Origin of the sequence: Paracoccus cavernae (assembly GCF_042430175.1) — a bacterium.
In the GTDB taxonomy this organism is placed as follows: Bacteria; Pseudomonadota; Alphaproteobacteria; order Rhodobacterales; family Rhodobacteraceae; genus Paracoccus; species Paracoccus cavernae.
In genome coordinates this window covers 107,100-119,302 of sequence record NZ_JBHMDZ010000046.1, presented here as the reverse complement: position 1 = coordinate 119,302, position 12,203 = coordinate 107,100, and the positions used below count along the sequence as shown (strand labels likewise).

Sequence of the window (12,203 nt, the reverse complement as noted above, 5' to 3'; positions counted from 1 at the left end):
GAGGGATGCAATGGCAACGATACTGCTTTCAGCGGTCGGGGCTTCGCTCGGCGCGGGATTTGGCGGAACGGTGCTCGGGCTTTCCGGCGCGGTCATCGGTCGGGCGGTCGGCGCGACGATCGGACGCGCCATTGACCAGCGCATTCTGGGGCAGGGCTCGAAAGCGGTCGAGACAGGCCGCGTCGACCGCCTGCGCATACAGACTGCGGGCGAGGGCACGCCGATCGCCAAGCTTTGGGGTCAGATGCGCATGCCTGCCCATGTGATCTGGGCCAGCCCGCTCTCCGAGATCCGGCGCGAACAGCGCGGCGGCAAGGGAGCGGGGCCGCGCGTCACCGAATTCAGCTATCGCCTCAATGTCGCCCTCGCGCTTTGCGAGGGACCGATCCTCGGGGTCGGGCGTGTCTGGGCGGATGGCGAGGAGATCTCGGTCGATGACCTTGACATGCGGGTCTATACCGGCTCGGAGGATCAGCTTCCCGATCCGGCGATTGCCGCGCAAGAGGGCGATTTCGCGCCCGCCTATCGCGGGATTGCCTATGTCGTGCTCGAGGATCTGGCGCTCGAGCGCTGGGGCAATCGTGTGCCGCAGCTGAGCTTCGAGGTGCTGCGTCAGGCCAAGGGCGGCCGTGGTCTGGCCCGCGAGGTAGAGGCGGTCGCGCTGATCCCCGCGACGGGCGAATATGCTTTGGCGACCACGCCGGTCAGCGTCGATCTGGGGCTGGGCGAGACCCGCGTCATCAACCGCAACCTGCCCGCGGGCGTCACGGATTTCGCGGTTTCCATGCGGAGCTTGCGCCGCGAACTGCCCAAGGTCGGCTCGGTTTCACTTGTGGTGTCGTGGTTCGGAGACGATCTTCGCGCCAATCATTGCAGCATCCGCCCCAAGGTCGAGGATCGCGACTTTGGCGCGAAGGAGATGGCATGGCGCGCGGGCGGGATCACCCGCGGCGAAGCAAGGGAGGTTGCGCGCAACAACGGCCGTCCGATCTATGGCGGAACACCTGCCGATGCTTCGGTGATCGAGGCTTTGCGTGCGATTGCCGCTGCGGGTCAGAAAGCGGTGTTCTATCCCTTCATCCTGATGGAACAATTGCGCGGCAATGCCTTGCCCGATCCATGGGGCGGGGCCGGGGCGCAAGCCGTCATGCCGTGGCGCGGGCGCATCACGAGCTCGGTCGCGGCAGGTGTTCAGGGCAGCCCCGACGGTACGGCTGCGGCGGAGGCCGAAGTTCTGGCGTTTTTCGGCACGGCCGGGGCCTCGGACTTTTCGCGCAGCGGTGGCGAGATCCGCTATAGCGGCCCGCAGGAATGGTCCTATCGTCGCTTCATTCTGCATTATGCGCATCTTTGCGCCGAGGCGGGCGGGATCGATGCCTTCCTCATCGGCTCGGAAATGGTGGGGCTGACGCGGATCAGGGGCGCAGGTCACAGCTTTCCGGCGGTCGCCGAGTTGCGCAGGCTCGCTGCGGATGTACGCGAGATTTTGGGCAATGGTGTCAAGATCAGCTATGCTGCCGATTGGTCGGAGTATTTCGGGCATCACCCCGGCAATGGCGATCTGCATTTCCATCTCGATCCGCTTTGGGCGGACGCCAATATCGACTTCATCGGCATCGACAATTACATGCCATTGTCCGACTGGCGCGACGGCGAAGAGCACTGCGACGCCCATTGGGGCCGGATCGACAACCCCGCCTATCTGCGCGCCAATGTCGCAGGTGGCGAGGGCTATGACTGGTATTACCCGCGCGAGATCGACCGCGAGCGCCAGAGCCGCGAGCCGATCACCGATGGCGCATATGGCGAGGCATGGGTCTGGCGCTACAAGGATATCCGCAACTGGTGGCAGAACCCGCATCACGACCGGATCGACGGCATCCGTCAAACCCAGCCCACCGCTTGGGTTCCGGGCAAGAAGCCGATCTGGTTCACCGAAATGGGCTGTGCGGCCCTGGACAAGGCCACCAACCAGCCGAACAAGTTTCTTGACGCGATGAGCTCGGAATCGGTGCTGCCCCATTTCTCCGAGGGTCGGCGCGATGACGCCATTCAGGCGGCCTATCTGCGCGCGATGGTCGAGTATTGGGGCGATCCGGCGCATAACCCGTCGCGTCCGGCCCATGGGCGCACGGGCGCGGGGCGGATGATCGACATGTCGCGGGCCCATGTCTGGTGCTGGGACGCGCGGCCCTATCCGGCCTTTCCCGGCCGTGCCGACCTGTGGTCGGACGGCCCTGCTTGGGAGCGAGGCCATTGGCTCAACGGTCGCGCGAGCGCGGTGCCTCTCGCCGATGTCGTGGCCGAGATCTGCCGCGAGGCGGGGATTGTCCATCTTGATACCGGGGGGCTTTCGGGTCTGGTGCGCGGCTATGCGCCGGGGGGCGGGCAAAGCGGTCGTGCAGCGCTTCAGCCTTTGATGCTGGCCCATGGTTTCGATGCGGTCGAGCGCGACGGCACGCTGTGTTTTCGCATGCGCGATGCACGGGTCGCAGGCGAAGTCGGGGTCGATGATCTCGCGCTTTCGCAGGATGTTCAGGGGATCGAGGTCCTGCGCGCGCCGGATGCCGAACTCGCGGGACGGATCCGTCTGACCCATGTCGAGAACGGCGCGGATTACGCGGCCTCGACCGTCGAAGCCATGCTGCCTGGCGCGGATTTCGCAGCTATCTCGGAAAGCGAATTGCCGATGTCGCTGACCCGTGCCGAAGGCCGCTCCATGGCCGAGCGCTGGCTTTCCGAGGCAGGAGTTGCGCGCGACAGCATGCGGTTCGCGCTGGCGCCCTCGCGCAGGGGGATCGGCGCTGGCGATGTCTTGCGGGTCGACGAGGGCAAGGGCGTTCCGCGCCGCTGGCGGGTCGACCGGATCGAGCGCGGCGCGGTGACGGTCGTCGATGCGGTGAGGGTCGAAAGCGGAGTTTACCGCCCCGCGCGCGGCATCGACGAAGCGGCACCTTTGCGCGCCTTCAAACCGGCGATTCCGGTCTGGCCGGTCTTTTTGGACCTGCCGTTGATGCGGGGCGACGAGAGCCCGCATGCGCCGCATCTTGCCGTAACGGCCACGCCCTGGCCGGGGCAGGCGGCGGTCTGGATGTCGGAGGAGGCGAGCGGGGGCTACCAGCTCAACACGACCATCGCGGCACGCTCGGTCATGGGGGTGACGGAAACGCCGCTCGATGCCGCGCGCGCGGGTCTTTGGGATCGCGGGCCTGCCCTGCGTGTGCGGGTCAAGGGCGGTGCGCTTCGTTCGGCAAACGAGGGGGCGCTGATGGCGGGGGCGAACCTTCTCGCGATCGGGGACGGGACGGCAGAGGGCTGGGAGCTGATGCAGTTTTCCCAGGCGCGGCTGGTCTCGGCGGGGCTGTGGGAAATCAGCCACCGGCTGCGCGGACAGGGCGGGACCGATGCTTTCATGCCGGCGGTCTGGCCTGTCGGCAGCCTCGTCGTCCTGCTCGACGGAAATGCCAAGCAGGTCGATCTGGCACCTTCGGTGCGCAACCAGTCGCGGCATTGGCGGATCGGACCGGCGGTACGGGGGCCGGACGATCCGAGCTACCGCCATATCCAGCAAGCCTTCCGCGGCGCGGGGCTGCGTCCGCTTGCGCCTTGCCATCTCGCGATCAGCGGGCAGGAGATGAGCTGGATCAGGCGCGGCCGGATTGCGGCCGATGGCTGGGAGGGGCCGGATATTCCCCTGGGCGAGTCGCGCGAACGTTATCTGGCGCGGCTCGTGCGCAACGGCTCGGTTCTGGGGCAGGCGGTGCTGCCCGAACCACGCTGGAGCATTCCCGCAGCACTTTGGTCGGCGGCCGTCGCCGGCGGCGCTTTCCATGCAGAGGTTGCCCAATTGTCCGACGAGTACGGGCCGGGTCCATTTATCGGGAGAATGATCAATGTCTGAGAACGCGACCTCGAATCACGCTTTGCCGTTGCTGATGCCGGCGCAGGCGCAAAAGCATGTCACCGTGAACGAGGCGTTGCAGCGCCTCGACGGGATGGTCGATCTGGTCCTGCAAAGCACCGAGCGCAGCACGCCGCCCGCCACGGTCGCGGACGGCTTGTGCTGGGCGGTGCCGCAGGGCGCGGTCAATGCCTGGGAGGGCCGCGCGGGACAGATCGCGATCGGCGCGAATGGCGGCTGGGTCTTTGTGCCGCCGCGCATGGGCAGCCGCGCCTTTGTCGCAGACCGCGGCGTGCAGGCTGTTCATACCGGCCAGATCTGGGTGACGGGTGCGCTGACAATGGGCACGCACGGATCGGGTCTGATTGCGCGGCAAGACAGCGTCGAGGTCACGCTGGCGGCGGGCACGACGATGGATTCGACGCTCATCATTCCGGCGGGAGCGATGGTCCTCGGCGTGACGGCGCGGGTCACCGGCGCGATCACCGGCAGCCTGACCTCGTGGCGGTTGGGGACGGTCGGGGCCGAAAACCGCTTTGGCGAGGGCTTGGGCAAGGGGCTCGGGTCCTGGGGGCGCGGGATCCTGTCCCAGCCCATGACCTATTGGGATCCCGCCACCATCAGGCTGGGCGCGACGGGGGGCAGTTTCGCCTCCGGCAAGGTCCGTCTGGTCGCCCATTGGTTGGAGCTGCGCATCCCTGACTGAGCAGTGACTTTCCGTGCCCGTCCGTTTCCGTTAAGAACAATGTGAAACAGGACGGGCATATCGAATGAACCTCCACGGAGAAATGGGTGCAGTGGCAACATCGCACGGCGCAGCGGAGGTTGATCCGCTTTGGACCCGCATCCAGCGCGAAGCGCGGGTTGCCGTGCGCGAAGAGCCGCTGCTTGGCGCGCTGATTCACGCCGGACTTTTGCACCACGCCACTTTCGAGGCCGCTTTGGCCTATCGTTTCTCGCTCAAACTGGCCTCGCGCGAGATGAGCGAACAGATTTTGCGCGAAATCGCCGATGCGGCCTATGCGAGCTCTGCCGAGCTGGCGGCTGCGGCGCGCGCCGATATCGAGGCGGTGTTCGACCGCGATCCCGCGACCCATCGCATGATGCAACCGATCCTGTTCTTCAAAGGCTATCAGGCTTTGCAGGCCTACCGGATCGGTCATTGGCTGTGGCAGGAGGGGCGTCACGACATGGCCTATTTCGTGCAGATGCGCTGCTCGGAGGCCTTCGGCGTCGATATCCATCCGGCCGCGAGAATCGGCACCGGAGTCATGATCGACCATGCCCATTCCATCGTGATCGGCGAGACGGCCGTGGTCGGTAATGATGTCTCGATGCTGCATTCGGTGACGCTTGGCGGTACCGGCAAGGAAGACGGCGACCGTCATCCCAAGATCGGCAACGGCGTTCTGATCGGCGCGGGGGCTAAAGTTCTGGGCAATATCCGCGTGGGCGCGCATTCGCGCATTGCCGCCGGCTCGGTCGTGCTGAGCGATGTGCCGCCCGGCAAGACGGTTGCGGGCGTTCCGGCGCGGATCGTCGGCGATGCGGGCTGTTCGGACCCGTCGGGGTCGATGAACCAGCTTTTGGGGCATGAAGGGCTGTTCTGAGCCTTTTCATTCACCGTGAAATCAAAAACGCGCGCGGGATGTCCCGCGCGCGTTTTTGTCGTTCATAAGCCCGGACAACGCATCGGAGCCGGATCTCAGAGCCAGTCTTCGACCCCGCTGCCGGTCAGCTCCTGCAGCGAGATTTTCTCGCGGGCGAGGCGCTCGTCGAGCTCTTGCAGAATTTCGTCGATCAGGGAGAAGCCCTGGAAAACCAGCGCCGAATAGATCTGCAGGACAGTTGCTCCGGCGCGGATCTTTTCCCAGGCATCATCGGAAGAAGTAATCCCGCCAACGCCGATCAACGGAATGGTGCCGCCGGTCAGCTTGTAGAGATGCGCGAGAATCATCGTCGAGCGGTCAAAGAGCGGCGCCCCGGACAACCCGCCCGTCTCGCGGGCTTGAAGATCGGCGACTTCGCTGCGCGAGAGCGTCGTATTGGTCGCGATGATCGCATCGATCCCCGCATTCATCGCCACGCCCGCCAGATCGGCGAGCGCATCGGCCTCGAGATCGGGGGCGATCTTGATGAAAACGGGCAGGGGTTTGCCAATGGCGTCGCGCGCTGCCAGCACCCCGTCAAGCAGTGCGGCCAATGCGGCAGGGCCCTGAAGATCGCGCAGCTTTTCGGTATTGGGCGACGAGACATTGACCGTGACGAAATCGCAATGCTTGCCGGCTTTGCGCACGACTTCGGCGAAATCGGCGCTGCGGTCCGTGCTGTCCTTGTTGGCGCCGATATTCAGGCCGACCGGAATGCCCGACGGATAGGCGTTGGGACGCGCGGCGAGCCTTGCGGCAATCGCCTCGACCCCTTCGTTGTTGAAGCCGAAACGGTTGATGATCGCGCGTTCTGCCGACAGGCGGAAAAGCCGCGGCTTGGGATTGCCCGGCTGGGGCCGCGGCGTGGCGGCGCCGACTTCGATGAAGCCGAAACCCGCGCCCATCAAAGGCTTGAGCACGCGGGCGTTCTTGTCGAAACCTGCCGCCAGTCCCAAGGGATTCGCAAGTTTGAGCCCCGCGATCTCGCAGGCCAGACGCTCGGTGCCGAAAGGGGCGCCCGGAAGCGGCACGAGGCCCATGGCCAAGGCCTTGATCGACAGGTCATGCGCGGTCTCGGGTTTGAACTTGTGCAGCGCGCTCAGGCCGAGTTTCTCGATCAGCTTCATGCGATCTCTCCGATATCATGGCCGTCGGGGCCGAGGGGCAGGGGGCGCGACCAGAGCACGTCGGCGCGCGTCATCTCGCGGTAGAGATGGGGAAAGAGCGCCCCGCCACGCGAGGGCTCCCATTTCAGCGGCTCCAGAGCATCCGCCTCGAGCGCGAGCAGCACCAGCCCCTCTTCCCGGGTAAAATGCTTGGCGAGCGTGCCGGCGAGTTGGTCGGCGGTCGACAAATGGATGTAGCCATCGGCAAGATCGACCGCAGAGCCGGCAGTGCGGCCCGCCGTGTCGAAGTCGCGGAATTCCGGTTCACGAAGGACTTTATAGATCAGCATGGCGGTTTCTTGCTTTGAGCGGGTGGCAGGGTCAAGGGCGAGTCGCGTTTCGGCATGGCACGAAAGTCGCGCCGTTATCTTACTTCTGTCGGGGAAGTCATGCACCAGCGATTGACCACGTCACGGGCTTCAACCAATCTGCCTTTGAAATTCGGTATCTGAAGGTAGGACATAACGATGAAACGCTGGTTTCTGGTCTCGGCCGCGAGCATCGCTCTTTGGGCAGGTGCGGCGCAGGCCGATTACACGCTGCATATCCTTCATATCAACGACTTCCACAGTCGGATCGAGGCGATCAACAGCTTCGACAGCACCTGTGACGCCGAGACCGAAGCCAAGGGCGAGTGCTTTGGCGGCGTGGCGCGGCTTGCAAGCAAATTGCGCGAGCTGCGCGACCAGCTGAAGGCGGATGGCCAGAACGTGATAGTTCTGGATGCGGGCGACCAATTTCAGGGCAGCCTTTTCTATACGACCTACAAGGGCAAAGAGACCGTCGAATTCATGAAGGCGATCGGCTTTGACGCGATGGCGGTCGGCAATCACGAATTCGACGACGGCCCCGAAGGGCTCGCGCTACTGGTGGATGGCGTCGACTTTCCGGTGGCTTCGGGCAATCTCGACCTGTCGCGCTCGACGCTGCTGAGCGGCAAGATCGACGACACGGTTACCCTCGAGGTCGGCGGACAGAAGATCGGCATCGTCTCGGCACTGGCGACCGATACGCCCGAGACCGCCTCGCCGGGGGAGGACGTCGTTTTCAATGATGATATCGCCAGCCTGACCGCCGATGCGCAGGCCTTGCACGAGGCAGGCGTCGACAAGGTCATCGCGCTGACCCATGTCGGCTACAAGCGCGATCTGGAAATCGCGCGGGATGTTCCGGGCATCGCTGCGGTGATCGGCGGGCACAGCCATACGCTTTTGGGCGAAATGGAGGGCGCGCTCGGCCCCTATCCGACCATGGTGACCGATGCGGCGGGTGTCGAGGTTCCGGTCGCTACCGCTTATGCCTACGGCAAATATCTTGGCCATCTGACCCTGACCTGGGATGATGGCGGCAAGCTGGTCAAAGCCGAGGGCGCGCCGGTTCTGCTGGATGCGTCGGTCACGCCGGATCCGGCAATTGCGGCCCGTGTCGCGGAAATGGGCGCGCCGATCGAAGCGCTGAAGCAGAAGGTCGTGGCGCAGATCGCCGCTCCGATTGCGGGGGACCGTGAAACCTGCCGCCAGCGTGAATGCGAGATGGGCAATACTGTCGCCGATGCCATGCTTGACCGCGTGCGCGATCAGGGCATCAGCATCGCGATCGAGAATGGCGGCGGGCTGCGGGCCTCGATCGACGAGGGCGTGGTCACGATGGGCGAGGTCCTCAGCGTTCTGCCATTCCAGAACACCTTGTCCACGTTCGAGTTGAAGGGCGGTGATATCGTCACGGCGCTTGAAAACGGGGCGAGCCAATACGAGGAAGGCGCGGGGCGTTTCGCGCAGGTTGCCGGTCTGAAGTATACCGTCGATCCGGCCGCCGCCGCGGGCGCGCGGATCAGCGATGTGCTGGTCGAGGTGCATGGAGACTGGCAGCCGATCGACCGCAATCACACCTATGGCGTGGTCTCGAACAACTATCTGCGCACGGGTGGCGACGGCTATGCGATCTTCGAGACGGCGGCGCTCAATGCCTATGACTTCGGCCCCGATCTCGCCGATGTTCTGGCCGAATATCTCATCAACAAAGGTTCGGGTTTCAAGCCCGTGCTCGACGGACGCATCACGGTCAAAGCGGTAGCCGCACCGGCAGAGGACGCACCCGCGGAGGGCGCACCGGCCGAGGGCGAAACGACCGCAAACTGATCGCAAAATCCGTTCATCGGGCCATGGTTCCGGCGGCTTAACGCTCCGGAGCCATGGCCCGACGGTTTTTGGTGTGACGAAAAGTCAGTTGGCGCCCCTCTTTTCCCGACAGGAGCTTGCGCGACGGAGTAGGGAGAATACTCGTGACCAGCTCGGGAAAAAGCGCGGCGATCTCGCGACGCGCCGCAGGTGGCAGCGCATTCAGCGTCTCCGGCCCGACAAACAGCGATTCCGTCCAGGCGCCGTTCGAGCGCAGGATCTGGTGGTCGTCGAAAAGCAGGTGGAGATAGGTCACGCCTTCACCCGCAGCATCCGCCAAAGCAACCCCTTCGAGATCGAGCAGATGCTTTGCGGCGACAAGCACCTCCTCGGTGCCGAACATCCTTTTGGCGATGTCCGAGCGCACGAGGACGCGATGTTGGGGGGAAACCACGAGGTCGGCGGCGGGACAGCCCCGCCCCAACGCGCCCGCGGCAATACGGATCGGGCGCAGGTTCGGCTGCAGGTCGAGCCGGTGCGGCGTGAGATGCTTCGAGCCGATCCAGCGCAGGGGCTGGAACCCGTCGTCGCGTGTCAGGATGCGGTCGCCCACGGCCAGATCCTCGACCTTCCGCATCCCGTGCTCGGTCTCGATCAATGTCCCCGGCGTGAAGCAGGGCGCGCGTTGGGGGCCATAGAGGACCGGGTTCGAGATCGAGGCACCATAGCTGCTGGAATAGCTGATTGTCCGCGTCGGATCGAAGGTCGGCCAAAAGGTCGTGCCGTCGCTTTGCGCGACTCCGACCGGAAAGATCAGGAGCACCATCCGGTTGCCGATCTCTTGGGTGAGCGCGGTTTCGAGATTGTACTTTGCGGGCCACATCATCACGAACCTGTTTCCGGCAGAGTCCACGACGATCGAACCGCTCGTGGCCGACATGCTCTCGGTTACGGCGACCGTGCCGTTGGCCCCGCCGAAATCGAGGGGGACGGTCGGATTCTGCATCGTCTCGATCCTGTTGCCCGAGGCGGCGCTGAGGTAGTCGTAGCGCTCCTCGTCATCCTCGATCGAGATGTAGGACAAAGACGGATTGTCGAGCTGGACGTTCTTCATATTGAAGTAGGGCCGACGGGCATCGATGCCGGTTGTGCCGACGGTCGGCACTGTCGTCGGGAAAGTTGCAATCAGGATTTCATGGGCCATGGGCGGAAGTGCCATCATTGGTTGATGTCTTTGTTCAGACATCACCTTTTCGCGGTTAACCTTTATAAATGGTTAACCGAGCCCGCCAGCGCCGGGGTATGCAGCGCAAATTCACGGAATTTCCGTTGTTATTGGCGGCAACCTGTCAGCTTTCGCCGGCATCGGCAGGCAGGGTCGTCAAGGGGGTGTTTGCGTCGGCGCTCCCTTCGGCCATGTCGCCCGAGCCGAGCTCGAGGCTGAGGAAGCGCTCGAATGCGTCGAGGTCGACCGGATCGAACTGGCCGAACCCCTGCATCCAGACCGAGGCCTCGCGCATCCCGTCCGGCTCAAGCATGCACCAGATGATGCGCCCGCGCCGTTCCTGCCGGATCAGGCCGGCGGCGGCCAGTACGCTCAGATGTTTGGAAATCGCGGCGAGGCTGACTTCGAACGGGGTCGCGACATCGGTGACGGACATGTCGTCTTCGAGCAGCATGCCAAGGATCGCCCGCCGCGTCGGATCGGCGAGTGCGGCGAAAATCGTGTCCAGAGAAAGCGTCTGCGCGGCCATATCACCATTGTTCAACTTTCGGGTTGAATATGGAAGGGGGGCCATGACCACCGCAATCACGCCTTTTGTCGTAGGTGCTGGCTTGGCAAGGTTATTGAAAATCAATGTGTTATAATATTTCCCCCTGTGCTTGACTCAGGGGGCTACGACACCTATCAACGCCGCAATCGAGTCAGGGAGCAACGGCTTTGAACAATGGACCCGACACCGAGACCGAACGGGCTCGTGATGCGGCCCGTTTGAAAGAGCTGGAAGCCCGACTGAAGGGGAGAGGCGGCACGTCGTCCTCCCGTACGGAAGATCACTTCAGCCAAGCCAATATGGCCTGGCGCATGGTGACGGAGCTGGTGGCCGGTTTGGTCCTTGGTTTCGGAGTAGGATACGGTCTCGACTATGTGCTCGGCACGATGCCGGTCATGTTGGTCACTTGCGTTCTTCTCGGCCTGGTGGCCGGTGTGAAGGTGATGATGCGGACCGCTGCGGAAATTGGAAAGAAGCCGGGGCAGTCCGGCGACCACGAGGGTGAATGACGATGGCGACAGAAGCAGAAAGCGGTGGTTTGAACTTCCACCCGATGGACCAGTTTATCGTCAAGCCGCTTTTTGGTGACGGTGCAGTCCATTGGTATACGCCGACGAACGCGACCCTCTGGCTGGGTCTGACCGTTCTGGCGATCATCGCGCTTCTGGTTTTCGGCACCCGCGGCCGCGCCGTTGTTCCGAGCCGCGTCCAGTCGATCGCCGAACTGATGTACGGCATGGTCCACAAGATGGTTGAAGACGTCAGCGGCAAGGACGGGGTCCGTTACTTCCCCTATGTCATGACGCTGTTCTGCTTCATCCTCTTTGCAAACGCTCTGGCACTGCTGCCGAAATCCTTCTCGTCGACCTCTCATATCGCCGTGACCGCGGTTCTCGCCGTGCTGGTGTTTGTCGGCGTCACGGTTCTGGGCTTCGTCAAGAACGGCGCGCATTTCCTCGGCCTGTTCTGGGTCAGCTCGGCTCCGATGGCCCTGCGTCCGGTTCTGGCGATCATCGAACTCTTCTCGTATTTCGTGCGCCCCGTGAGCCACTCCATCCGTCTTGCCGGCAACATCATGGCTGGCCACGCGGTTCTCAAAGTTTTCGCAACCTTCGGTGCGGTCGCAATGATCATGCCGCTGTCGGTTCTGGCTGTTGTCTCGGTCTATGCACTCGAAGTGCTGGTGGCTGTTGTGCAGGCCTATGTCTTTACCATCCTGACCTGCGTCTACCTCAAGGACGCGCTGCACCCGTCGCACTAAGCGCCGCGCAGTATCAGTCAGACACAAGTTTCAATCTTTCCAAGCCTCAAGGAGCACGAACATGGAAAGCCAACTCGCTCAACTCGGTCAGTACCTCGGCGCGGGCATCGCTTGCTTCGGTATGGCCGGCGCTGCAATGGCCGTGGGCAACGTTGCAGGTAACTACCTGGCAGGCGCACTGCGCAACCCGTCGGCAGCTGCTTCGCAAACCGCGACGCTGTTCATCGGCATGGCCTTCGCAGAAGCTCTGGGGATCTTCTCGTTCCTCGTCGCTCTGCTGCTGCTGTTCGCAGTCTGATCCTTTTGCCATCCTTGCGGTTGGGTGGGGGCGTTT

At 63.7% G+C, this 12,203-nt stretch carries 11 protein-coding genes; 7 read left to right on the top strand and 4 right to left on the bottom strand.

The window, feature by feature from the left end:
• Positions 1–10 precede the first annotated feature (10 nt).
• From ACFFUC_RS15830 to cysE, 3 genes are all read left to right on the top strand, one after another.
• Positions 11–3,901 carry a baseplate multidomain protein megatron gene (locus tag ACFFUC_RS15830; RefSeq protein ID WP_377687808.1) on the top strand — a complete coding sequence of 1,297 codons (3,891 nt, stop codon included), beginning with the start codon at positions 11–13 and terminating at the stop codon, positions 3,899–3,901.
• Positions 3,894–4,607, top strand: coding sequence for a DUF2793 domain-containing protein (locus ACFFUC_RS15825; RefSeq protein WP_377687807.1), 714 nt, complete (start codon positions 3,894–3,896; stop codon positions 4,605–4,607). Before ACFFUC_RS15830 ends, ACFFUC_RS15825 begins: the two co-directional genes overlap by 8 nt.
• A gap of 91 nt (positions 4,608–4,698) precedes the next feature.
• Positions 4,699–5,511, top strand: coding sequence for a serine O-acetyltransferase (gene cysE / locus ACFFUC_RS15820; protein ID WP_377687805.1), 813 nt, complete (start codon positions 4,699–4,701; stop codon positions 5,509–5,511).
• A gap of 95 nt (positions 5,512–5,606) precedes the next feature.
• Here the strand turns inward: cysE and ACFFUC_RS15815 are convergent, their stop codons facing one another.
• Positions 5,607–6,677, bottom strand: coding sequence for a quinone-dependent dihydroorotate dehydrogenase (locus ACFFUC_RS15815; RefSeq protein WP_377687804.1), 1,071 nt, complete (start codon positions 6,675–6,677; stop codon positions 5,607–5,609).
• Positions 6,674–7,006 (bottom strand): DUF952 domain-containing protein, encoded by a 333-nt coding sequence (locus tag ACFFUC_RS15810; protein WP_377687802.1) that lies wholly within the window; start codon positions 7,004–7,006, stop codon positions 6,674–6,676. The genes ACFFUC_RS15815 and ACFFUC_RS15810 overlap by 4 nt, the downstream gene beginning before the upstream one ends.
• 177 nt (positions 7,007–7,183) lie before the next feature.
• Between ACFFUC_RS15810 and ACFFUC_RS15805 the strand changes: the two genes are divergently transcribed.
• Positions 7,184–8,854 (top strand): bifunctional metallophosphatase/5'-nucleotidase, encoded by a 1,671-nt coding sequence (locus tag ACFFUC_RS15805; RefSeq protein ID WP_377687801.1) that lies wholly within the window; start codon positions 7,184–7,186, stop codon positions 8,852–8,854.
• A 37-nt stretch (positions 8,855–8,891) separates the two neighbouring features.
• Here ACFFUC_RS15805 and ACFFUC_RS15800 read toward each other — a convergent pair whose 3' ends face one another.
• Positions 8,892–10,055 carry a Hint domain-containing protein gene (locus ACFFUC_RS15800; RefSeq protein WP_377687800.1) on the bottom strand — a complete coding sequence of 388 codons (1,164 nt, stop codon included), beginning with the start codon at positions 10,053–10,055 and terminating at the stop codon, positions 8,892–8,894.
• 127 nt (positions 10,056–10,182) lie between these two features.
• Positions 10,183–10,587, bottom strand: coding sequence for an ArsR/SmtB family transcription factor (locus ACFFUC_RS15795; RefSeq protein ID WP_377687798.1), 405 nt, complete (start codon positions 10,585–10,587; stop codon positions 10,183–10,185).
• A 188-nt stretch (positions 10,588–10,775) separates the two neighbouring features.
• Between ACFFUC_RS15795 and ACFFUC_RS15790 the strand changes: the two genes are divergently transcribed.
• The 3 genes from ACFFUC_RS15790 (at position 10,776) to ACFFUC_RS15780 (ending at position 12,167) form a co-directional block, all read left to right on the top strand.
• Positions 10,776–11,117, top strand: coding sequence for an AtpZ/AtpI family protein (locus ACFFUC_RS15790; protein WP_377687797.1), 342 nt, complete (start codon positions 10,776–10,778; stop codon positions 11,115–11,117).
• A gap of 2 nt (positions 11,118–11,119) precedes the next feature.
• Positions 11,120–11,869 carry a F0F1 ATP synthase subunit A gene (locus ACFFUC_RS15785; RefSeq protein ID WP_377687796.1) on the top strand — a complete coding sequence of 250 codons (750 nt, stop codon included), beginning with the start codon at positions 11,120–11,122 and terminating at the stop codon, positions 11,867–11,869.
• 61 nt (positions 11,870–11,930) lie between these two features.
• Entirely contained in the window at positions 11,931–12,167 is a 237-nt protein-coding gene (locus ACFFUC_RS15780) for a F0F1 ATP synthase subunit C (protein ID WP_377687795.1), read from the top strand.
• The last annotated feature ends 36 nt before the right edge of the window (positions 12,168–12,203 follow it).